The following is a 22479-nucleotide window of genomic DNA, read 5'->3' as shown; positions in this document are numbered from 1 at the left end:
AGTTGGGTAAAGACGGCGGGCGCTGAATGACGTTGCGCGACTACGCCATCCGCTATGGGTTCATCGTGCTTTTGTTCGGCCTGATAGCGTATTTCGCCATCGCCGCCGACGGGTTCGTCTCGCCGCAAAGTGCTGTCTTCATCTTCCAGTCGGTCGCCATCACCGGCGTGCTGGCGCTCGGCGTTACCGCCACGCTTGTCGTCGGCGGCTTCGACCTGTCGATCGGGTCGGTCGCTACATCGGCCATGATGGCGGCGGCCTATGTCATGGTCGTGCTGGAGCAGAACGTCGTCGTCGCCGTCGTCGTCTGCCTGCTCATTGGCGCCATTGTCGGCCTGATCAATGGCTGGCTGATCGTCTATATGCGCGTGCCCGATCTCCTGGCGACGCTCGGCATGATGTTCCTGCTCGTCGGCCTGCAGCGCATCCCGACCGAAGGCCGCTCCATTGCCACCGGCATGACCATGCCCGATGGTTCGGTCGCCAACGGCAAATTTGCCGACGCCTTCCTGGCGCTTGGCCGCCACCGCTTCGACTTCTTCATTCCGAACCTCATCCCGGTCTCGGTGGTCGTGCTCATCGTGCTTGCCGTGCTGATCTGGTTCTTCCTCGAATACACGCGTTTCGGCCGCATGATGTATGCCGTCGGCTCCAATGAACGTGCCGCCGAACTCGCCGGTGCGCCTGTCAAGGCATACAAAATCTGGGCCTACGTCATTTCAGGAGTTTTTGCCTCGATCGGCGGTATTTTGCTCGCCGCACGGCTTGGACGCGGCGACATCGCCTCGGGTAATAATCTGCTGCTCGATGCGGTTGCCGCGGCGCTGATCGGCTACGCGGTGCTCGGCGCCGCCAAGCCGAATGCCTTCGGCACCGCCGTCGGCGCGCTGTTCGTTGGCATCCTGCTGCAAGGCCTGACGATGATGAACGCGCCTTACTACACGCAGGATTTTGTGAAGGGCGTGGTCCTGGTCGTCGCCCTTGTCTTCACCTTCGCCCTCTCGGGCAGGGGCAGAAGATAGTCTCGGCCGGAAAAGGTTTTTGGGTTCAACAAAGTGGAGGAAACAACGTGAACATCACAAGAAGACTTCTGGGGAAAGTCGCGCTCGGACTGGCCGGCGCAACGATGCTGATGCCGGGGGCATTTGCCGCCGACAAGCCGGCGCCGTTCGACAAGCCCGGCGTCAAGATCGCGCTGGTGCGCTATCTCTCGACCGGCGATTTCTTCCAGGCCTATCTCTCGGGCGTTGAGTCGCAGTCCAAGGCGCTCGGCATCGACCTGCGCGTGCTCGACAGCCGTCAGGATGCGGCGCTGCAGTCCGACATGGTCGACCAGGCCATCGCTCTTGGCGTGCAGGGCATCATCATCCAGCACGGCCTGACGGAATCGATGAAGGACGCCGCCCAGCGCGCGGTCGACGCCGGCATCAAGGTCGTGGCCTTCGACGTGAATGTCGAAAACCCCAAGATCCCGCAGGTCGAACAGTCGGACAAGGATCTCGCCCGCCTCGCGCTCGAACAGGCGGTCAAGGACGATGGCGAGAGCTGGAACGCCGGCTATGTCTATGTCGCCGGCATCGCGCCGCTCGACCGCCGCAACGAGACCTGGGTCGACGTGAAGAAGAAATACGCCGGGATCAAGGAAGTCGCGATGTTCGGCACGCTCGACAACCCGATCGCCAACTCCGTCGCCAACCAGGCGCGCTCGGTGCTGCAGGCGCATCCCGACATCAACGTGATGTTCGCCCCCTATGACGAATTCGCCAAGGGTGTGAAGATCGCCGTCGACGAGGCGGGGCTGAACAAGAAGATCAAGATCTACTCGGCCGACATTTCGACCTCGGATATCGCCGCCATGCGCGAAACCGACAGTGCTTGGGCAGCGACCGCCGCTACCAATCCGGCCGTCGTCGGCCAGGTCTCGGTGCGCGCGCTGGCACAGCTGCTCGCCGGTGAAGATCCCGGCCATAGCGTCATCGTGCCGCCGACGCTGATCACCCAGAAGGACCTGATCGACAAGGACATCAAGAACATGGAAGACCTGTCGGCCAAGCTGCCGCAATTCGCCCATGCCGATGTCGCCATGCCGGCCTGGATGCCCAACCCGAACGCGAAGTAGCGTTCGGCATTCTATGTCTGGTGGAATTGATACGAAGCCGCTTGCAGCAGAACGCTGCGGGCGGCTTTTCCATAGAGTTCACTCGTTGAACAGGTCGGAATGCGAACCTGTGCGGGCAAGCTGCAGTTCGTCGCCGACAACGCGGTAGATCAGCAGCCAGTCCGGTTCGATATGGGCGTCCCGAAAGCCTTTCCAGTCGCTTTCAGAGGATGGTCCTTATACGCCGACGGCAGGTCATGCCCGGCGATGAGCAGCCCTAACAGATCGCGCAACTTGCCAAGGTTCTTGCCGCGCTTTTCCATGCGCTTCACGTCCCGGCGAAATTGCCCGGAGTGAATGGGAACTGGCATACCTAAAGTCCAAGATCCTTGAACAACTCGTCAGCTGAGGAGAAGCGCTTGCCTTTGCCTTTTTCCAACTCGGCCATGGCCTTTCGCGTGGTTGCATTGGGCACTTTCACGGGAAAGGGAAATTCCTTGTCAGCGGCTACGCGCACCAGAAGCAGGCGAATGGCATCGGAGACGGACAATCCCATCGCCGCCAACGCCTCAGTCGCCTGATCTTTTGTCGCGGCATCTATCCGAGCGCGAACTACTGTATCAGTAGCCATGTCGTGACTCCTTTTATGGAGCCACAATGTAGCTACAAAGTTTGGCAATTTCAAGCGGGACTGCAGTTAAAGCTGGCCTTCATCATGTCCGCCCGGCGCGCGCCAGCCCGTGCGCCACCAGCCGGTCGATGACCTCCGGGTAGCTGACGCCACTTGCCGCCATCGCCTTGGCGTACATGCTGATGTCGGTGAAGCCGGGGATGGTGTTGAGCTCATTGATGACGAACGTCATGTCCGGCATCAGGAAAAAGTCGACGCGCGCCATCGCGTCGCAACCGACGGCTCGGAAAGCCTTTGCCGCCATGGCGCGCATGGCTGCCTCGACCTCCGGCGGCAGCTCGGCTGGCACCATCAATGCCGCGCCATTCTCGTCGATGTACTTGGCATTGTAGTTGTAGAAGCCGTGGCTTTCCGCCGGCACGATCTCGCCCGGCCGCGAGACGAAGAGTTCGCCCACCGGGTTCTCCAGCACGCTGTATTCGATCTCGCGGCCGCGAATGAATTCCTCGGCCAGAAGCTTGCGATCGTGCTGGAAGGCTTCCGCCAACGCCCGCTCGAATTCCTGGCTGCCATTGACCTTTGCGACGCCGACCGACGAGCCCTGCCGCGCCGGCTTGATGAACAGCGGCAGGCCAAGCTGGTCCTCCAGTATGGCGAGCGAAGGCGCTGCACCCTCCTCGATCGTCACCGAGCGCGCGACGGGCACGCCGGCCGCCTTCAGCAGCCGTTTGGCGATGTCCTTGTCGAGCGCCGTGGCGGAACCAAGGATGCCGCAGCCGGCGAGCGGCACGCGCGCCACCTCGGCCAGCCCTTGCGCAGCGCCGTCCTCGCCATGCAGGCCGTGCAGCACTGGAAACAATATATCGATGGCGGGCAGGTCGTGAGGCGCGCCCTTGGCGGGAATCGCCAGCATCTGTCCATGTCCGCCCGGCACCAGGCAGACCTGCGTGCCGTCAGACGGCGTCGCCAGCACGCCGTCCTTGAAGCGGCTCAGCAGCCATTGTCCTTCGCGCGTGACGAAGATCGGAACGGCGTCGTATTTCGCCGGATCCAGCGCGGCCATGACATTGGTTGCCGAAAGCAGCGAAACCTCATGCTCGGCGGAGCGCCCGCCAAACAGCACGCCGATACGTAGTCTTTTCGCTGCCATCGATTACTCCACCAAGGATTAGTTGGGGGGCTTGCATGCGAAACACCAGGCGCCCCCAGAACTGGTCGAGCAATAAGCGAAGGATTGGAGTGGGATTTTGACCGGTTCGAGCAGTTTTTCAGCACGACGTGCGAAAGCGGTTTTCCGCCTGGAGTCCGTCAAGACCGGAGCGGCTCGCCGTTGGTGAAACGATGAACCGCTCCAGGACTATGTTCAGCGCAGCGCCGCCGCGATGTTGCCGCCGTCGACGGTGGTCACATCGGCGGTGGTGCGCTCGGCCAGCGCCTGGTGCAGGAAGGCCTGCGCCACATCATCGGCCGTCACTTCCTGTCCGAGCAGATTGCCGGACATGTATTCCTTCTCCGACACGCCGCGCGCGCCGGAGCGGTTGGCGATCATGGCGTCGGTCAGCAGGCCGGAGCGGATGCGGTCGGCGTTCACCGCATTCGAACGGATGCCATAGGCGCCGTAGTCCAGCGCATATTGCCGCGACAGGAACAGCGTCGCCGCTTTCGGGATGCCGTAGGCGCCGAATTTCGGGCCTGGATTGATCGCCTGCTTGGAGGTGTTGAACAAAAGCACGCCGCCCGTGCCTTGTTCCAGCATGATGCGCACCGCATTCTGCGCCGCCGACTGGTGGGCGAAGAAGTTGAGCTCGAAACTCTTGCGCAGCAGTGCATCGTCGAGTTCGCCGATGCGGCCTTCCCAGGCTGCGCCCGCATTGGAGACCAGGACATCGACGCCGCCATAGACGGCGACCGCCTTGTCGAAGGCCGCACGCATCTGCGCGGGGTCGGTGATGTCGGCGCCGACGCCGATCGAATTGTTGCCGGCCGCCTTGGCAGCTTCTGCTGCCTTTGCCGCGTCGAGATCGACGACGACCGCATGCGCGCCGTTGGCGGCAAAAAGCTTGGCCGTCGCTGCGCCAATCGCGCCGGCGCCGCCGGTGATCAGCACCACCTGGCCGGTCAGCGGCTTCGGCTTGTTCGAGGCAAGCTTGGCTTGTTCCAGCGACCAGTATTCGAGCGGGAAGAGGTCGGCCTTGGACAGCGGATGGAAGCTGCCTACGGTCTCGGCGCCGCGCACCGCCTCGATCCACATCTCGCCGACATCGGACGCGATCTTCGCATCCTTCAGCGTGCGGCCATGGCCGAACATGCCGAGGCCCGGCACCAGGGTCAGCCGCGGCATCGGGTCGAGCATGGTGCGCTTGACGTCGTCCAGCGCATCGTTGGTTTCGAAATAGGCGCGATAGTCACTGGCGAAGGCGTCGACATGGCTTTTGATGACGGCCTTGTAGTCGCCGGCCTTGTCGGCGTCCGGCGCCGGCACCGCCATCGGCCCGGTCTTGATGCGGATCGACAGATCGGGGGTCGACACACCGCGCGCGGCATAGTCTGCAATGCCGGCCGAGTTGATGAAATCGACGATCGCGTCCGAGGTGCGGAAATCGCTGATCATGCGATCGAAGCGGCCTTCGCCACGCGACACCGCCACCGCGCCGCGCAGCGTCGGTGCGATGGCAGCCGGCGTTGCGAGCTTTGCCGGCAGCGCTGCCTTGGCAGGCTGCGGCTTGCCGTTCTTCGCCACATAATCCACGGCGACGTTCACATAATGGATCATCCGGTCGTAGGCCTGCCTGGCATCGTCGCCGAAGGTGAAGATGCCGTGCTTGTCGAGGATCAGGCCTTCGACACCGGGGTCGGCGTCGTAAACGTCGGCCGCCACCTTGGCCAGGTCAAAGCCTGGCTTGATGTAGGGCACGTAACCCATTCTGTCGCCGAACACCGTCTTGATCAGCGCCTTGCTGTCTTCCTGGTCGACGATGGCGAGGATCGCGGTCGAATGGGTGTGGTCGACGAATTTGTGTGGCAGGAAGGCGTGCAGCAGCGTCTCGACCGAAGGGTTGGGCGAGGCGGGATCGATCAGGTTAGCCCGCTGCAGCGCCACCATGTCCTCGTCGGCGAGGCTGTCCAGCGCGCGCGCCTTCAAGAGCGCGCCCATCTTCACCGCCGGCAGGCCTTGCGGCTCGATGACGCCCATGTCCCAGCCGCTGCCCTTGACGCACAGCACATCCCACTCGTCGCCGACGAGGTCGGTCGCCTTGGTCTTGCAGGAGGTGTTACCGCCGCCATGCAGCACCAGCCGCGGCTCGCCGCCGAGCAGCCGGGTCGTGTAGACGCGCAGCGCGAGGTCGCGGGCAACGCCCTTTTTCGCATAGTCGGCAACGAGCTTTTCCGCCTCGCCATCATTCCAAAGGTTCTTCATGTCGCTATGTCCGCTTTGCTGTCTTTGATGTTGCTGTGAACAGGAATGCCGCGACGCCTTAATGACAATGCGCCGGCTGCAGGGATTTCGTTTGTCAGGAAGCCTTTTTTGCCCCCGCACTGGCTCCGGCATGGTCGAGCAGCCGGCGCGCCATGCTGGCGCCCACGACCAGATGCGTGCACAGACCGCCTGCGAGTGCCGCCAGCAGCGGCTGGAACTTGCTGTCTTCCTGCACCACCATAAGGCGTTTTTCGATCTGGCGTAGCGACGCGAGCGAGGCCGAGATGACGCGGCGGTTGTAGCTGCAGTCGAGCGCCTTGCCGGCGGCGTCGATGATCTGGCCGGCGATGACGCCGGCCGCACCCGCCTCACGCAACACCCCCATCTCGCCGGGGCTCAGCGCGCCGCATTTGACGACGTGGCTGTCGGCGTCGACGGTGCCGACCGAATAGAGCGCCAGATCGCAATTGCCGATATCGGCCAATTGCTCGCGGATCACCGGCTCGGCCCGCAGCCCATGCGCCAGCAATTCCGTCGTCAGCACCAGCGGCGCGTAGAAATTCAGGCCCTTGGCGTTGAGTCGGCGGGCGATCTCCATCGTGCACTGGTCTGGCCGGTAGGAATAGGGCGCGCCGAGATTGCCGCAGAGCTGCACCACAGTGACATCCTGCAGGTCGGCATAGGACATGATGTCGGCGATGGTGTAGACGGTGCGGCCCCAGGCGACGCCGATGCGGTCGCCCTTCTTGACCAGTTCGAGAAAGACGCTCGCCGCCAGCACCGCAATGTCTGTCGATGGATCGAGGACATAGTCGTTCTCTGGCGCGATCCAGACGGCGTCGAGTTCGAGTGCGTCCTCAAGCTGGCGGGCGAGTACGTCGTCGGTGAACAGCTGCGTCGAGGTCGAAATGTTGACGATGCCGGTCTCGCGCGCCTTGCGCAGATACATGGCGACCGAGGCGCGGGAAATGTTAAGCTGGCTTGCGACCTGGTCCTGGCGCAGGCCATGGGCATAATAGAGCCATGCGGCCTTGTGGATAAGCTGTTCTGCCGGTCGGATCGCCATGCCGTCTCCTCGGCTGACATTATTCACGGCTCTCGACAAAAGTCAAACTGGCATGGGTACACGATGCCTTCTTGCCCGTCGAATCTGGATAATCATTGCGCCAAATGTGCCCAGTCGGGAATCGCTGATGGTGACGTGGCCGGAACGTGTGGTTAGAAGTTCTCAACAAAAGAAAATTCGGGGAGAACGGGATGGGCAATCCCTACGATCAGGATCTCGGCAAGAGCGCCGCCAACCACCAGCCGCTGACGCCGCTCACCTATCTGGAGCGCGCGGCAAGGACCTATCCCGACCATGTCGCCATCATCCATGGCGGCCAGCGCATCACCTATCGCGACTTCTGGCGGCGCTCGCTGAAGCTCGCCTCGGCGCTGTCGAAGCACGGCATCGGCAAGGGCGATACAGTAACCGTCATGCTGTCCAACACGCCGCCGATGCTGGAGGCGCATTTCGGCGTGCCGATGACCAAGGCGGTGCTGCATTCGCTCAACACCCGCCTCGACGCCGCCGTCATCGCCTTCCAACTCGACCATGCCGAGACCAAAGTGCTGATCGTCGACCGCGAATTTGCCGCCGTCGTCAAACAGGCGCTGGCGCTGGCAAAGGTCAAGCCGCTGGCCATCGACTATGACGATCCCGACTATGCCGCCGACGCATCCTATCCAAAGGGCGAGCGCATCGGCTCGATCGACTATGAGGATTTCGTCGCCGGCGGCGACGAGAACTATGCCTGGTCGATGCCTGACGACGAATGGGACGCGATCTCGCTCAACTACACGTCAGGCACGACAGGCAATCCGAAGGGCGTTGTCTACCACCATCGCGGCGCTGCCCTGATGGCCTACACCAACACCATCCATGCCGGCATGGCCAAGCACGCCGTCTATCTCTGGACGCTGCCGATGTTCCACTGCAATGGCTGGTGTTTTCCGTGGACGCTCGCCGTCCAGGCCGGCACCCATGTCTGCCTGCGCTGGGTGCGGCCGAAGCCGATCTACGATGCCATCGCCGATCACGGCGTCACTCATCTCTGCGGCGCGCCGGTCGTCATGTCGGTGTTGATCAACGCCAGGGATGAGGACAAGCGCCACTTCCCGCAGACCGTCACCTTCAACACGGCGGCCGCGCCGCCGCCGGAAGCCGTGCTGTCGGGCATGGCCGATGCCGGCTTTGCCGTCACCCATCTCTATGGCCTGACCGAGACCTATGGCCCGGCGGTCGTCAACGAATGGCATGGCGCGTGGGACGACCTCGACAAGGGATCGAAGGCGCAGAAGAAAGCCAGGCAAGGCGTGCGCTATGCCGCACTTGAAGGCCTGACGGTGATGGATCCGGAAACGATGCAAGAGACGCCGGCCGACGGCGAGACCATCGGCGAGGTCATGTTCCGCGGCAACATCGTCATGAAGGGCTATCTCAAGAACAGGAAGGCGACCGACGAGGCTTTCGCCGGCGGCTGGTTCCATTCCGGCGACCTCGGCGTCATGCATCCCGACGGCTACATCCAGCTCAAGGACCGCTCCAAGGACATCATCATCTCCGGTGGCGAGAACATATCGTCGATCGAGGTCGAGGACGCGCTCTACAAGCACCCGTCTGTAGCGTCCTGCGGTGTCGTCGCCAGGGCCGACGACAAATGGGGCGAGGTGCCAGTCGCCTATGTCGAACTGAAGCCTGGCAAGGCGGCGAGCGAGGCCGAGATCATCGAGCACTGCCGCGCTTTGCTTGCCCGTTTCAAGGTGCCGAAGGCGGTGGTGTTTGCGGAGATCCCGAAGACATCGACGGGGAAGATCCAGAAGTTCCGGCTGCGCGAGATGGCGAAGGGGGCTTAGGTCGCGAGGCACTTCGCCACAGCTTCGACAATTTGCCGCGGGCCTCCGCGACTTCGTCATCCTGGGTGGAGCAGTCGCGAAGCGACGTCGCGGAAACCCTAGGATCCATGCCGTGACCTTGCGGCCGTGTTCCGGCGGGCGAGAATGGCTGCTGCGGATGGCGACTTGGTGTGGCCAGCGTAAGCTATTGATCCGTAGCACTTTTTGACCGACGTCCCGGCATGGATCCTAGGGTCTGCGCTGCGTCGCTACGCTCCTTGCTTCGCCCTAAGATGACGAATTCATAAGGCGGCCGCCAATCATCGCCCGAGGCAGCACGCTCCGCCCACTGTCACCATCTGTCACCAATTATACGCGTACGTCGAATCCGCATTGACACCTCCCTCTTTTCAATTTACGACTGACGAAAATTGAAATTCGTCACTCGTTAATTGACAGAGAGCTAATGTCCGAAGCCGCCAGCATTATGGTCGACGCCGCCCGCCAGGAGAATGTCACGCGCATTCTCGACTGCGCCGAGCGCTTGTTCCGCCACTATGGGTACGGCAAGACCAATGTTGCCGATATCGCCCGCGAACTCGGCATGTCGCCGGCCAACATCTACCGTTTTTTCGCCTCCAAGGTCGAAATCCACCAGGCTGTCTGCGGCCGGATGCTCCTCGCCAGCTACAATATGGCCTACGCGATCTGCCACCTGCCGATCAGCGCCGAGGAACGGCTGCGTCGCTATGTGCATGCGCAGTACAAGATGACACTGGAAGTCATGCTCGACGACCAGAAGGTCCACGAGATGGTCATCGTCGCGCTCGAGCGCGACTGGGGCGTCATCGACAAGCATGTCGACAGCATTCACGACCTGTTTGCCGAGGTGATCCGTCAAGGCATCGAGGCCGGCGAGTTCCGGGAACAGGATCCGGTCATCGCATCGCGCTGCTTCGGCGCCGCCACCGTCATTCTGTGCCACCCGCAAATGGTGGCGCAGTGCCTTGCCAAGACCAATCGGGCGATGCCCGACGACCTCATCGATTACGCCATCAAAGCCCTGAAATAACCGCCGCCTGCCGGGCGCCGGTGTCGACCATTCATCTCCAGTCGGGAGTACAAAAGTGTCTTTGTCCAGTTCCATCCTACGCAAGCTGCCGGCCGCCGGCCTGATCGTCGCCACGCTCGGGCTCGCCGCCTGCAGCCAGGAAAAGGCCGAAGTCCAGGACATCATTCGTCCGGTCAAGGTGGTCGAGATCGGCCAGGCGCAAAACAGCCGCGAACTCGCCTATTCCGGTTCGGTGCGCGCCCGTACCGAAATGAATCTCGGCTTTCGCATCTCGGGCAAGGTGACCCAGCGCCTTGTCGATATCGGCCAGCATGTGACATCGGGCGATGTGCTCGCCCGTATCGATTCCACCGACTACGAGCTTTCGGTCAAGAGCGCCAAGGCTAGCCTCGATGCCGCCGAGCGCCAGGTCGAGACGGTCGATCTGTCCCGCAAGCGCGCCGAGCAGCTTTTTGCCAAGAACTTCACCTCGAAGTCGCAGCTCGAGCAGGCGACGCTGAGCTACAACCAGGCCATGGCGACGCGCGATGCCGCCCGTTCGACCCTTTCACAAGCGCAGAACCAGGTCGTGTATACCGATCTCAAGGCGAGCGAGAATGGCATCGTGACTGCAGTCTCTGCCGATGTCGGCCAGGTGGTCGGCGCCGGAACGCCGGTCATGACAGTTGCTGTCGACGGCGAAAAGGAAGTCTTGATCGCGGTTCCCGAAATGGACATCGCCGCCTTCAAGCCAGGCAAGGATGTCACGGCCAGCTTCTGGTCCGACGATGCGCTGAAGCTCTCCGGCAAGGTTCGCGAAGTGGCCGGCAGCGCCGACCAGCAGTCGCGCACCTTTGCCGTTCGTGTCTCGCTGCCCGACGATCCGCGCGTGCTGCTCGGCATGACCGCCAACATCGAGGCTTCGGTGGCCAAGAAGCAGGAGATGGTGTCGATCCCGCTCAGCGCGCTGGCGGAAAAGGATGGTCGCAAGATTGTCTGGACCGTCGATCGCGCCGGCGAAACGGTGCACGAGCGCTCGGTCAAGGTAGCGGAGTTTACCGCCGACGGCGTCAGTGTCGCCGACGGGCTCAAGCCGGGTGATGTCGTCGTTGCCGCCGGCACTCAATTCATGACCGAGAATCTCAAGGTCAAGCTGACCGGCGATGCGGTGCAGGCCGCATCCGCGGAAGGCGACGCCGCAAAGGCCCTGCGCTGAAGGCAGGCGCATGAAGCCGGCTTGATCGTCGCTTCGGCGAAAAGGCTGGTGAAGCATTCAAGGTTTCCGGGCGGCGAGTGCCCGATGGTCGAGACGCCAAGGTCGAGTTCCCCCGCATCGATCCACGCGTCCCACCGCGATGAGAGTCTCTCCCGCTCGGAAAGCCTCGCCGCCCGGAAGCCAGCATCGGAATTCCCTGAAGCCGCATGCCAACGGTATGCGCTCACGATCAACGAATTGGACTGACGCCGATGACCACCACCAACGACAGCAGTGAAAAGCGGCCTTTCAATCTTTCGCGCTGGGCCATCGGCCATCCCTCCATCGCGCGCTTCCTGTTCGGCCTGATCATCATTGCCGGCGGGCTCGGCCTGATGCGCATGGGCCAGAAGGAAGACCCCGATTTCACCTTCCGCGTCATGGTCGTCCAGGCGATCTGGCCGGGCTCCTCGATCCAGGAGATGGAGGATCAGGTCGTCAACAAGATCGAGCGCAAGCTGCAGGAAACGCCGCATCTCGATTTCGTCCGCTCCTACACCCGCGCCGGCAGCGCCATCATCACCGTCCAGATCAAGGGCGACACCAATGCCGAGGAGGTGAAGGACGCCTTCTACCAGGTGCGCAAGAAGGTCGGCGACATCTCAGGCGACCTGCCGCAAGGCCTGCTCGGGCCCTATTTCAACGACGAGTTCGGCGACACTTTCATCACGCTGCATTCGATCAGCGGCGACGGCTACTCCTATCCCGAGCTGAAGAAGTTCGCCATCCAGGCGCGCGACATGCTGCTGACGACGCCGGGCGTCGAGAAGGCCGTCATCATCGGCGACCAGCCGGAGAAGATCTATATCGACATTTCGTCCAAGGCGCTGGCCGAACGCGGGCTGACGCTGACCGACCTGCAGAGCGCCATCAAGGGTCAGAACAATGTCGATCCGGCGGGTTCCGTCGACACCGGCCTGCGCTCGGTGCGCATCTCGGTCGAAGGCGACGTCACCAAGGCAGCAGACATCAGGGAACTGCGGCTGCGCGCCGGCGGTCAGGTGACGCGTCTCGGCGACATCGCCACCGTGTCCTCCGGCCTCGAGGATCCCTATCAGCGCAAATACCGCTTCAACGGCCACGAAAGCGTCCAGGTCGGCGTCGTCATGGCCAAGGGCTTCAACGTCACCGATGTCGGCAAGGACGTGGAGGCGACATACAAGCGCTTCGAAGAGGCGCTGCCTTACGGCGTTTCGGTCGACCAGATCTCCGACCAGCCGGAAGTCGTGCGCGATGCGGTGAAGGAGTTCATGGAGGCGCTCGGCGAAGCGCTGCTGATCGTGCTTGCGGTCTCGCTGCTGTCGATCGGCTGGCGCTCCGGCCTGGTCATCGCCATCGCCATTCCGCTGGTGCTGGCAGCGACCTTCGCCATCATGTACGAGCTCGGCATCGATCTGCAGCGCATTTCGCTCGGCGCGCTGATCATTGCGCTGGGTCTCCTCGTCGACGACGCCATGATCGTCGTCGAGATGATGGAGCGCAAGCTGGAGGAGGGGCTGGTCAAGATCGAGGCGGCGAGCTTCGCCTATTCCTCGACCGCCTTCCCGATGCTGACCGGCACGCTGATCACCACCGCCGGCTTCATCCCGGTCGGCTTCGCCGCCTCGACCGCCGGCGAATATGTGCGCACGCTGTTCTATGTCGTCGGCATCGCGCTGGTCGTGTCCTGGTTCGTCGCTGTCTATTTCACGCCGTGGCTCGGCTACATGATCCTCAAGCAGAGGAAGCATGCCGGCAATCATCACGATGCCTTCGACACCAGCTTCTACCGGCGGCTGCGCGCCACGGTCGGCTGGGCGGTGCGCCATCGCATCATCGTTCTGGTGATGACGCTGGTCACCTTCGCCACCAGCCTGTGGGCGTTCCAGTTCATCCCGCAGAACTTCTTCCCGCAGTCGTCGCGTCCCGAAATCCTGGTCGATCTCTGGCTGCCAGAGGGAACCTCGATCAAGGAGGTCGAGACGCAGGCCAAGGCGCTTGAATCGAGGATGATGGATGACAAGGACAAGCGCTTCATCGCCACCTATATTGGCGAGGGCGCGCCGCGCTTCTTCCTGCCGCTCGACCAGCAATTGCGCAATCCGAACTATGCCCAGCTCCTGGTGATGGCCAATGACGAGCCGGCGCGCGAGCGGCTGATCCTCAAGCTGCGCTCAATCCTCGCGCAGGATTTCCCCTCGATCCGTTCCAAGGTCGACCGCCTGTTCCTCGGTCCGCCAACCGGCTGGCCGGTGCAGATGCGCGTCATGGGTCCTGACCGCCAGGAAGTGCGCCGCCTCGCCGATCAGGTGAAGGCCAAGTTCGCCGAAAATCCGCTGCTCGCCGCAGTCCATGACGACTGGCTGGAGCCGGTGCCGGCGATGAAGCTGGTCATCGATCAGGATCGCGCCCGGGCGCTCGGCGTCACCTCGCAGCGCATCCGCCAGATGCTGCAGGCGTCGATGTCCGGCGCGTCATTGGATGACTTCCGCGACGGCGAGGAGACGGTGTCCATCGTCGCCCGCGAACCGGATGCCAGCCGCAACCTGCTGTCGTCGGTCGACTCGGTCTATATCCCGACCGATTTCGGTGGCTTCGTGCCGCTGTCGCAGGTCGCCAAGGTGGTGCCGGTGCTCGAGCAGGGCGTCGAATGGCGGCGCGACCGCCTGCCGACCATCTCGGTGCGCGCCACGCTGCCGGACGGCGTGCAGTCGAACGACGTCGTCACCAAGCTCTACAACGATATGCAGGGCATGCGCGCCGGCCTCGCCCCCGGCTACAAGATCGAGATCCAGGGCGGTGCGGAGGATTCCGCCGAAAGCCAGGCCTCGATCGCCGCCAAGGCGCCGGTTATGTTGGCCATCATCGTCGTGCTTTTGATGATCCAGCTGCAGCATTTCGGCAAAGCGATGCTGGTGCTGGCCACCGGCCCGCTCGGCATCATCGGTGCGGCGGCGGCGCTTTTGATCAGCGGCGCGCCGTTCGGCTTCGTCGCCATTCTCGGCGTCATCGCGTTGCTCGGCATCATCATGCGCAACTCGATCATCCTGGTCGACCAGATCGACCAGGACATCGCCAGAGGCATGGACCGATCGGAGGCGATCATCGGCTCGGCCGTGCGCCGTTTCCGGCCGATCGTGCTCACCGCGATGACGGCGGTGCTGGCGCTGATCCCGATCTCGCGCGCCGTGTTCTGGGGCCCGCTTGCCTATGCCATGATGGGAGGCATCCTGGTCGCCACCGTGCTCACCATCCTGGTGCTGCCGGCCGGCTATGCGCTGTTCTTCGGCCGTGAACCGAAGAAGGCAAAGGAGCCGGCGGGCGAGGCGGTGCAGGACAATGAGAGGCCGCAACTGGCCCTGGCCGCCGAGTAACCGTTGCTGGCGCATAGGATGCGCCCTTGGAAAAATGCTACAACGCCGTACGTTTGACGTGCGGCGTTGTGGCGTCCTGATGGCCATGATGCCCCGTATGTTGCGTGGAGGATGATCATGACCCTGGCCCAGACCTCGATCGCCCTGCGCCTGCCGATCGACGGACGCCATCGGCAGATGTTCATCGACGGCGCCTGGGTCGATGCCCGCTCGGGCCAGACCATGGAAACCCGCAATCCGGCAACCGGCGCGGTTCTAGCCACCGTGCCGCGCGGCGAGCGGCAGGACATCGAGCTCGCCGTCGCTGCGGCCCGAAAAGCCTTCGACGGGCCGTGGAGCCGGTTCAAACCCTATGAACGGCAGGTGTTGCTGCTGAAGATCGCAGACCTCTTCGAAAAGCATTGGGAAGAGATCAGCCGCTCCGACACGACGGACATGGGCATGCCGATCGTGCGCACCCGCGCCAATCGCAACCGCGTCATCGGCATGCTGCGCTATTACGCCGGCATGGCCACAGTGCTGCATGGCGAGACCATCGACAATTCGCTGGCCGGCGAAATCGTCTCCTTCACCCTTAAGGAGCCGGTCGGCGTCGTCGGCGCCATCATCCCGTGGAACGCGCCGACTGCGGCCTCGATCTGGAAGATCGGCCCGGCGCTCGCCACCGGCTGCACCATCGTTTTGAAACCGTCGGAAGAGGCGCCGCTGACGCCATTGTTGATCGCCGACATCATGAACGAGGCCGGCGTTCCCGCGGGCGTCGTCAACATCGTCACCGGCATCGGCGCCGAGGCGGGTGCGCCACTTGCCGAGCATCTGGGTGTCGACAAGGTCGTCTTCACCGGTTCGACCGCGACCGGCCAGTCGATCGTGCGGGCGTCAGCCGGCAATCTGAAGCGCGTCTCGCTGGAGTTGGGCGGGAAGTCCCCGGTCATCGTCTGCGCCGATGCCGATCTCGACAAGGCCGTCCCGGTGGCGGCGATGTCGGTATTCGCCAATTCCGGCCAGATCTGCATCGCCGGCTCGCGCCTGTTCGTCGAGCGCTCCATCCATGACGAGTTCGTCGCGCGGCTCGCCGCTTACGCCCAGGGTCTGAGGATCGGTGACGGCATCGACCCGGCAACCGAGATCGGCCCGCTGGTTTCGCTGCGGCAGCTCGAACGCGTGACCGGTTACCTGGAAGCCGGCGCGGCCGAGGGCGCAAGGCTGGTCACTGGCGGTACCCGCCTCACGGAGGGCGCGCTCGCCGCCGGCAACTTCGTCGCGCCCACCGTCTTTGCCGGTGTCTCCGACGACATGAAGATTGCGCGTGAGGAAATCTTCGGTCCTGTCATTTCGGCGCTGCCCTTCGACACGCTGGACGAAGCCGTCGAGCGCGCCAACAACACGCCCTACGGCCTTGCCGCCGGGGTGTTCACCCAAAACGTCGCCACAGCGCACCAGCTTTCGCGAAAGATCCGCGCCGGTTCGGTCTGGGTCAACACCTATCACGCCATCGACCCGGCAGTGCCCTTCGGCGGCTACAAGATGAGCGGTTATGGCCGCGAGGGCGGCGCCGAGCACCTCGGCGAGTATCTCAACACCAAGGGCGTGTTCATCAAAATAGATTGAATGGCCCCGGTCAGAAAATGCTCCGCAACAAGGGTTTCGCAAAACAGAATTCCTTTCCAGGACGGCAAAGCCGTCCGATCTTGGGTCGCATATCGGAGCGCGGGCATGATCCCAAAAGGTGGGTACCGGTTTTTGCCGGACAAACGGGAACCGTTTTGCCCAGAGATCATGCTCCAACAAAGGATCGCGCTCGTCCACGTCAGGTGATCATCCCATGGCAGACAACAAGCAATTGCGGCTCGGCGCTTTCATGCGCCCGGTCAGTCTTCACACCGGCGCCTGGCGCTATCCTGGCGCCTATCCCGACGCCAATTTCAACTTCGCCCATCTGAAGCGTTTCGCGCAGACGCTGGAAGCGGCGAAGTTCGACGCCTTCTTCATGGCCGACCATCTGGCAGTGCTCAACATGCCGATCGAGGCGCTGCGGCGCAGCCACACGGTGACCTCGTTCGAGCCGTTCACGCTGCTGTCGGCGCTGGCTGCCGTCACCGACCATATCGGCCTGGTCGCTACGGCATCGACGACCTTCGACGCGCCCTATCACATCGCTCGCCGCTTCGCCTCGCTCGACCATATCAGCGGCGGTCGCGCCGGCTGGAACATCGTCACCACATCCAATCCCGACGCGGCGCTGAACTTCGGCCTCGACGAACATGTTGAACACGACGAGCGCTATCACAATGCGCGGGAATTCTACGATGTCGTGACCGGCCTGTGGGACAGCTTTGCCGACGACGCCTTCATCCGTGACGCCGAAAGCGGGCTCTATTTCGATCCCGCCAAACTGCATGTGCTCAACCATAAGGGTGAGCATCTCTCGGTGCGCGGCCCGCTCAACATTGCCCGCCCTGTGCAGGGCTGGCCGGTTATCGTCCAGGCCGGTGCATCGGAGGCGGGGCGGCAATTGGCGGCCGAAACGGCTGAGGTCATCTTCGCCGCTCATTCCGATCTGGCCGCAGGGCAGCGTTTCTTTGCCGATGTCAAAGGCAGGGCGCAAAAACTCGGCCGCTCGCGTGACGACATCAAGATCCTGCCCGGCGCTTTCGTTATCGTCGGCGACAATGTCGAGGAAGCGCAGGCCAAGCGGGCGAAGCTCGACAGTCTGGTCTACTACGAGAGCGGCATCGCCTCGCTGTCGATCGCGTTGGGGCATGATGCCTCCGGCTTCGATCCCGATGCGCCCTTGCCGGAAATCCCCGAGACCAACGCCTCGAAGAGCGGCCGCGAGCGCGTCATAGAACTGGCGCGCCGGGAGAATTTGACCGTCCGCCAGCTGGCGCAGCGGCTCGGCGGTTACTCCGGTCTTGCCTTTGTCGGCACGCCGAAGACCATCGCCGACGCGATGGAGGAATGGCTGCTTGCCGAGGGATCCGATGGCTTCAACGTCATGTTTCCCTACCTGCCGGCCGGTCTCGACGACTTCGCCGAGAAGGTGGTGCCCGAATTGCAGCGGAGAGGCCTCTTCCGGCGCGAATATGAGGGCACGACCTTGCGCGAGAATCTCGGCCTGAAGCGGCCGCCGAACCGCTTCTTCGAAGGCTCCGAAGCGGCCATCCGCAAGGCCGGTTGACAAGGCTGGCTGAGACACTCGGATGCGTTTGTGCAAAAAAGAAATGGGCGCGCCGAAGCGCGCCCATTCCTTTTCAAACCGTCGTCGTCAGATGACGAAATACCAGTTGGCCAGCAGCATCACCACCACGCCGGCGACCAGTGTCAGATAGGGCAGCATGCCGGCCTTTTTGACCGAGAGGTCGGCTCCCGCCATGCCGAGGTCGGCCAGCATGTGGTCGGGGAACTTGCCCTTGTCCTGGACGTAATGCCGGTAGCAGAACACCGGGATGATCAGCGCTGCGGTGATCAGGCCCGCCCATAGCGCCATCGGGTTCCACACCTTGGCGCCGGCGCCCATGAAGATGGCGTTGACATAGGCGAAGATGGCGCCGACGCCGAGCAGCCAACTCGGGGCCTTCCAAGGCCGGTTGATGTGGCCGTTGTCGATGCGGTGGATCCAGCCGGCGTTGAGGTTGAGGAAGTTGAAGATTATGTAGCCGCAATTCGACACGGCAAGGATGAAGAAGAAGCTCGTCGCGTCGGCCGAGGCGATGGCCAGCACGATCAGGTTGAAGACGAGGTCGGTCCACATCGCCCGCGTCGGCGCGCCATGCTCGTTGACGTGGCTGAGGTAGCGCGGCAGCCAGCCGTCAACCGAGCCCTGGTAGAGCGTGCGCGAGGAGCCGGCCATCGCCGTCATGATGCACAGCACCAGCGCCAGGATCATCAGCATCACCAGGAGGCTGTGGATCAGCGCGCCCCCGCCGACCATGCCGGCAAGTGCATCGGCGACGCCCGAGCCGTCGACGATCGGTGTCGCCAGCATGCCGTTGAGGCCAAGCACGCCCTGGAAGGTAAAGGGCACCAGGATGAACAAGAGCATGCAGAGCAGGCCGGAATAGAAGATCGCCTTGAACGTGTCGGTGCCCGGGTTCTTGAACTCCGAGGTGTAGCAGACAGCCGTTTCGAAGCCGTAGGTCGACCATGCCGCGATGAACATGCCTCCTAGCGCCAGCGTCCAGCCTGCAACGTTCCACGAGCCGGGCTCCGGCGCGTAGGCGGCGGCCAGCGGCACCAGCGGCGAAAAGTTCGCCCAGTCGATCTGCCCGGTGAAGATCGGCACGACGCCGACGATCAGCATCGGGATGATGACGAGCAAGCCGATATATTTTTGCACGCTGGCGGTGCCGAGAATGCCGCGATGCTGGATCGAGAAGATGATCAGCATCAGCACAGCGCCGATGAAGAAGGTGGCGTTGAGGGTGAAGGACACCGGGCCGAGCGTGTGGCTCCACAGCGTCCAGGTGCGGATCGCCGGCGTGGCCGCCGCGGTCACCGCGGCAATGGCGTCGGCGGGCGCCGTGCCGACATGCGCGGCGATGTAGGCGACCACTTCCGGCGAGGTCTCGCTGAAGATCGGCAATGGCGCCAGCGCGTTGAGGATATAGGCGGCGGCGATCGAACAGCCGAGCGACAGCACCGGCGACCAGGCGAACCAGTTGCACCACACCGACAGCGGCGCGATGAACTTTGAATAACGCAGCCAGGCGGTCGCGCCGTAGATCGAGGCGCCGCCCGACTTGTTCGGGAACAGGCCGGCGATCTCGGCATAGGTGAAGGATTGCAGGAAGCCCATGATCATGGACACCGTCCAGATCAGGAAGGCCAGTTTTCCTGTGGTGCCGGCGATGCCGCCGATCGAAAACAGGACGAGGGCCGGAACGCCGCTCGCCACCCAGAAGGCGCCGCGCCAGTCGATATGCCTGAGCAGCTTGCTTTCGGCAGGCTGCTCGAGGGCCGTGCTTATGGTGCTCATGTCAGTGAATTCCCCTTTTTGCTGTTCCCGGCCGGCGATGCCTCGGCTTTGCGAAGCTTGTTCCCCGGCAAAATTTCGACGACGTTGAGTGTTTCCACTCAGTCGTATTTTTTTCTTAACAGTGAACATTGATCCGACGCGCTTTCGCGTCAAGCGATTTGTGATGTCGTGCACATCACGCTTGCGAAACAGGACCCAAACGACGTCGGCAGCAGCCGGCGAAGCAGTTCGGTCAGGCTTTGGGAGCAATCGTCAGGAGCGCGGCTTGGTCTTCTGCGGATCGTAATGGGCGAAGGCCACCACCTTCGCGGGCAATCGCTTGGCATGGCCGTCGAGCTTGCCGATCTCGACCTCGGTGCCGATGGCCGCATGGGTGACGTCGAGCCTCGCCAGCGCGATGTTCTTGTTCAGCACCGGCGAGCGCATGCCCGAGGTGACGACGCCGATCTGGGCGCGGCCGACATGGACGCAATCGCCATGGCCGACGGCGACATTGCTGTCGATGTCGAGGCCTACGAGCTTGTGCTGCGGATGTTCCTTGCGCCGGATCAGAGCCTCGCGGCCGATGAAGTCGTCGGTCTTGGTCTTCAACGGCACGGTGAAGCCGATGCCGGCTTCGAACGGGTCGGTCTGGTCGGAGAATTCATAGCCGGCGAAGATCAGCCCGGCCTCGATGCGCACCATGTCGAGCGCCTGCAGGCCCATCGGTTTCAGCCCGTGCGGCTGGCCGGCCTCCCAGATGGCGTCGAAAACTTTCTCGGCATCGCGCGGATGGCACCAGATCTCATAGCCAAGCTCGCCGGTATAGCCGGTGCGCGAGACGACGACCGGGATGCCGTTGCCGCCGCCGATGCGCGCGACCGCGAAACGGAACCATTCGAGCTCGTCGATGGAGGGCTGCAGCGGCGAGGTCCAGATCACATCGCGGAGGATGTCACGGCTCTTCGGTCCTTGCACGGCGACATTGTGCATCTGGTCGGTGGACGAGCGCACCAGCACGTTGAGGCCAAGTTTCTTCGCCGTCTCGCGCAGCCATTCGCCGGACAGGTCGTCGCCGCCGACCCAGCGGAAATTGTCCTTGCCGAGCCGCAGCAGCGTGCCGTCGTCGATCATGCCGCCATGCTCGTAGCACATGGCGGAATAGACGACCTGGCCGACACCGAGTTTCTTGACGTCACGGGTCAGCGCGTATTGCAGCAGCGCTTCGGAATCCGGGCCGGTGACCTCGAACTTGCGCAGCGGCGACAGGTCCATGATGACCGCATCCTGCCGGCAGGCCCAGTATTCGGCGATCGGTCCTTCCTTGGCGAAGGAATTGGCCAGCCAATAGCCCCTGTATTCGGCGAAGTTGCGGGTGTGCTTGGCGAAGGATGAGTGGAAGGCGGTCTCGCGGGTCATCTTGGGTTCCGAATCGGGCGTCATGCGTCTGGCGATCGCTCGCGAGAATTTGTGCTGGCCGGAATAGGTCCGCACATGTATGTCGGTGAGATCCCAGCCATTAGCCGGCGTCGTGTCGTCTGGGCAGGCGGAGGAGACACAGACGATGTCGGTGAGCGCTCGCAGCAGCACATAGTCGCCAGCCCGCGACCATGGCTCGTCCGACACCATGACGCCATGTGCGTCGATCGCCGTGTTGAAGAAGAAGTTGATCGCCATCCAGCCCGCGCGAGGATTGACACCTTTATCGGCCAGCGCACGATTAAAGTTCTCCGAGCAGTTGGTGTGGCCGGGATAGCCAATGTCGTCGTAATATTTGGCCGCGCACGCCAGCGCGAAGGCGTCGTGCCGGCCGCACGTATCCTGCACCACCTCGACCAGCGGCTCCATGTCCTGGTCATAATATTTCGAGTGCAGGCCGGGCATCGGATAGCTCGATCCCATCAGCGTGCGCGTCGTCGTCACGTCGAGCGGATGGTCGCGGCCCTTGTCCAGCTTGCGCGCCGAAAAGCACTGGAAGTCGGTGCACTGGCGGCCGTCGACATCGATGATCTGCAGATAGTCGCCGGCCTTGACGAAATAGGATTCGGCGGTTGCCGAATGGACGCGCAGGTCGAGCACGGGATCGGCGAGCGGATCGGCCAGCTGCGACTTCGATTTCAGGCGCACCGTGGCGCGGCGCACAAGGACGGTGAGCGGCGTTGCCGTGTCATGGCCGTCAACCAGCATCGGCCCGCCGGGCGCTGCAATCAGCAACGCACCATCGCGCTGGGCTGCAAAGGCTTGTTCCGTACCCGCCGGCGTCGAACCGCTGAAGACGCGCACCGCCTTGGGTTGGTCGATCTGCACCTGCCGGCGCTCGAGGCCGCGGCGCACGGAAGCGAGGCTATCATCGCCATCCACAAGCAGAGCCTTGATGCCCGCGGCATTGCTGTTGGATTTCTCACCGAGAATGCCGGGATCGCTTACACCGCTCTTGTCCCACGCCAGCAACTCGCAGGCCTGGCCGCCCTCGACATTGCGCACGGTGATGGTGTCACCGGCCTCGACGTCGATCAGCACCGCGCCATTGCCCTGGATCGTGTAGCGCTCCATGCCCGGCGGCAACGCGACCTGGCCCGGCCTGAGGATAAGGCTTGGCCGGGGCGGTCCGGCTGTCACGGCAGGGTAGGGCGACTGGCTCATCTCAACTCGGGTTTCGAGAAACAAGTTTGCCTGTGTGTGAAATTATTTTAGCAGCAAGAATAGCAGCGCGGTTGCGTTTGGCAAGGCGAAGGTAGCTTTTCGGGCGCGTCGCTTCGGATTGAAGTGGCTGACCAGCCTGGTCTCCGAATGTCGGCGCTGCCCCTCATCCGCCCTTCGGGCACCTTCTCCCCGTAAA

General features: G+C 63.1%; 14 protein-coding genes and 1 pseudogene. 8 read left to right on the top strand and 7 right to left on the bottom strand.

Annotation, left to right across the window (positions count from 1 at the left end):
- The first annotated feature begins 26 nt into the window (after positions 1-26).
- Together FJV77_RS29535 and FJV77_RS29530 are read left to right on the top strand one after the other, a co-directional pair.
- Positions 27-1022 carry an ABC transporter permease gene (locus FJV77_RS29535; RefSeq protein ID WP_142869906.1) on the top strand — a complete coding sequence of 332 codons (996 nt, stop codon included), beginning with the start codon at positions 27-29 and terminating at the stop codon, positions 1020-1022.
- Positions 1023-1069: 47 nt separating this feature from the next.
- Entirely contained in the window at positions 1070-2119 is a 1050-nt protein-coding gene (locus FJV77_RS29530; RefSeq protein WP_142869905.1) for a substrate-binding domain-containing protein, read from the top strand.
- A 78-nt stretch (positions 2120-2197) separates the two neighbouring features.
- On the opposite strand, the pseudogene FJV77_RS29525 reads toward FJV77_RS29530, so the two are convergent.
- The 5 genes and pseudogenes from FJV77_RS29525 to FJV77_RS29505 all read right to left on the bottom strand — a co-directional run bounded on the left by FJV77_RS29525 (position 2198) and on the right by FJV77_RS29505 (position 7213).
- Positions 2198-2421, bottom strand: a pseudogene (locus FJV77_RS29525) (type II toxin-antitoxin system YafQ family toxin).
- A 50-nt stretch (positions 2422-2471) separates the two neighbouring features.
- The gene (locus tag FJV77_RS29520) at positions 2472-2729 is read right to left on the bottom strand and encodes a type II toxin-antitoxin system RelB/DinJ family antitoxin (RefSeq protein ID WP_142869904.1); all 258 of its coding nucleotides are present in this window, start codon (positions 2727-2729) and stop codon (positions 2472-2474) included.
- Positions 2730-2811: 82 nt separating this feature from the next.
- Positions 2812-3879, bottom strand: coding sequence for a D-alanine--D-alanine ligase family protein (locus FJV77_RS29515; protein ID WP_142869903.1), 1068 nt, complete (start codon positions 3877-3879; stop codon positions 2812-2814).
- Between the two features lie 213 nt (positions 3880-4092).
- The gene (locus FJV77_RS29510) at positions 4093-6147 is read right to left on the bottom strand and encodes a bifunctional aldolase/short-chain dehydrogenase (protein WP_142869902.1); all 2055 of its coding nucleotides are present in this window, start codon (positions 6145-6147) and stop codon (positions 4093-4095) included.
- 94 nt (positions 6148-6241) lie between these two features.
- Positions 6242-7213, bottom strand: a complete 972-nt coding sequence (locus FJV77_RS29505) for a sugar-binding transcriptional regulator (RefSeq protein WP_142869901.1) — start codon at positions 7211-7213, stop codon at positions 6242-6244.
- 191 nt (positions 7214-7404) lie between these two features.
- On the opposite strand from FJV77_RS29505, the gene FJV77_RS29500 reads away from it, so the two are divergent.
- The 6 genes from FJV77_RS29500 to FJV77_RS29475 all read left to right on the top strand — a co-directional run bounded on the left by FJV77_RS29500 (position 7405) and on the right by FJV77_RS29475 (position 17864).
- Complete coding sequence (locus tag FJV77_RS29500; RefSeq protein WP_142869900.1) at positions 7405-9045, top strand: acyl-CoA synthetase; 1641 nt, start codon at positions 7405-7407, stop codon at positions 9043-9045.
- A 445-nt stretch (positions 9046-9490) separates the two neighbouring features.
- Positions 9491-10096, top strand: a complete 606-nt coding sequence (locus FJV77_RS29495; RefSeq protein WP_142869899.1) for a TetR family transcriptional regulator — start codon at positions 9491-9493, stop codon at positions 10094-10096.
- Between the two features lie 55 nt (positions 10097-10151).
- Entirely contained in the window at positions 10152-11291 is a 1140-nt protein-coding gene (locus tag FJV77_RS29490; protein WP_142869898.1) for an efflux RND transporter periplasmic adaptor subunit, read from the top strand.
- A 251-nt stretch (positions 11292-11542) separates the two neighbouring features.
- Positions 11543-14683: an efflux RND transporter permease subunit gene (locus tag FJV77_RS29485; RefSeq protein WP_142869897.1), complete on the top strand. Its 3141-nt coding sequence runs from the start codon at positions 11543-11545 to the stop codon at positions 14681-14683.
- A 117-nt stretch (positions 14684-14800) separates the two neighbouring features.
- Positions 14801-16294, top strand: a complete 1494-nt coding sequence (locus FJV77_RS29480) for an aldehyde dehydrogenase family protein (protein ID WP_142869896.1) — start codon at positions 14801-14803, stop codon at positions 16292-16294.
- A 214-nt stretch (positions 16295-16508) separates the two neighbouring features.
- Positions 16509-17864 (top strand): LLM class flavin-dependent oxidoreductase, encoded by a 1356-nt coding sequence (locus FJV77_RS29475; RefSeq protein ID WP_142869895.1) that lies wholly within the window; start codon positions 16509-16511, stop codon positions 17862-17864.
- A gap of 87 nt (positions 17865-17951) precedes the next feature.
- Here FJV77_RS29475 and FJV77_RS29470 read toward each other — a convergent pair whose 3' ends face one another.
- Both FJV77_RS29470 and FJV77_RS29465 read right to left on the bottom strand, forming a co-directional pair.
- Positions 17952-19661: an APC family permease gene (locus FJV77_RS29470; RefSeq protein ID WP_142869894.1), complete on the bottom strand. Its 1710-nt coding sequence runs from the start codon at positions 19659-19661 to the stop codon at positions 17952-17954.
- A 252-nt stretch (positions 19662-19913) separates the two neighbouring features.
- The gene (locus FJV77_RS29465) at positions 19914-22283 is read right to left on the bottom strand and encodes an aminomethyltransferase family protein (RefSeq protein WP_142869893.1); all 2370 of its coding nucleotides are present in this window, start codon (positions 22281-22283) and stop codon (positions 19914-19916) included.
- Positions 22284-22479: the final 196 nt, after the last annotated feature.

The sequence above is a fragment of the Mesorhizobium sp. WSM4306 genome (assembly GCF_007003975.1).
Lineage (GTDB): Bacteria > Pseudomonadota > Alphaproteobacteria > Rhizobiales > Rhizobiaceae > Mesorhizobium.
Note: the sequence above shows the minus strand (reverse complement) of the source record. Positions and strands in the feature narration are given on the sequence as shown.

Bases quoted from the DNA above. Each gene is read 5' to 3' on its own strand.
- FJV77_RS29535 (WP_142869906.1), top strand. From the start codon at position 27: ATGACGTTGCGCGACTACGCCATCCGCTATGGGTTCATCGTGCTTTTG.
- FJV77_RS29520 (WP_142869904.1), bottom strand. From the start codon at position 2,729: ATGGCTACTGATACAGTAGTTCGCGCTCGGATAGATGCCGCGACAAAA.
- FJV77_RS29515 (WP_142869903.1), bottom strand. From the start codon at position 3,879: ATGGCAGCGAAAAGACTACGTATCGGCGTGCTGTTTGGCGGGCGCTCC.
- FJV77_RS29510 (WP_142869902.1), bottom strand. From the start codon at position 6,147: ATGAAGAACCTTTGGAATGATGGCGAGGCGGAAAAGCTCGTTGCCGAC.
- FJV77_RS29505 (WP_142869901.1), bottom strand. From the start codon at position 7,213: ATGGCGATCCGACCGGCAGAACAGCTTATCCACAAGGCCGCATGGCTC.
- FJV77_RS29500 (WP_142869900.1), top strand. From the start codon at position 7,405: ATGGGCAATCCCTACGATCAGGATCTCGGCAAGAGCGCCGCCAACCAC.
- FJV77_RS29495 (WP_142869899.1), top strand. From the start codon at position 9,491: ATGTCCGAAGCCGCCAGCATTATGGTCGACGCCGCCCGCCAGGAGAAT.
- FJV77_RS29485 (WP_142869897.1), top strand. From the start codon at position 11,543: ATGACCACCACCAACGACAGCAGTGAAAAGCGGCCTTTCAATCTTTCG.
- FJV77_RS29480 (WP_142869896.1), top strand. From the start codon at position 14,801: ATGACCCTGGCCCAGACCTCGATCGCCCTGCGCCTGCCGATCGACGGA.
- FJV77_RS29475 (WP_142869895.1), top strand. From the start codon at position 16,509: ATGGCAGACAACAAGCAATTGCGGCTCGGCGCTTTCATGCGCCCGGTC.
- FJV77_RS29470 (WP_142869894.1), bottom strand. From the start codon at position 19,661: ATGAGCACCATAAGCACGGCCCTCGAGCAGCCTGCCGAAAGCAAGCTG.
- FJV77_RS29465 (WP_142869893.1), bottom strand. From the start codon at position 22,283: ATGAGCCAGTCGCCCTACCCTGCCGTGACAGCCGGACCGCCCCGGCCA.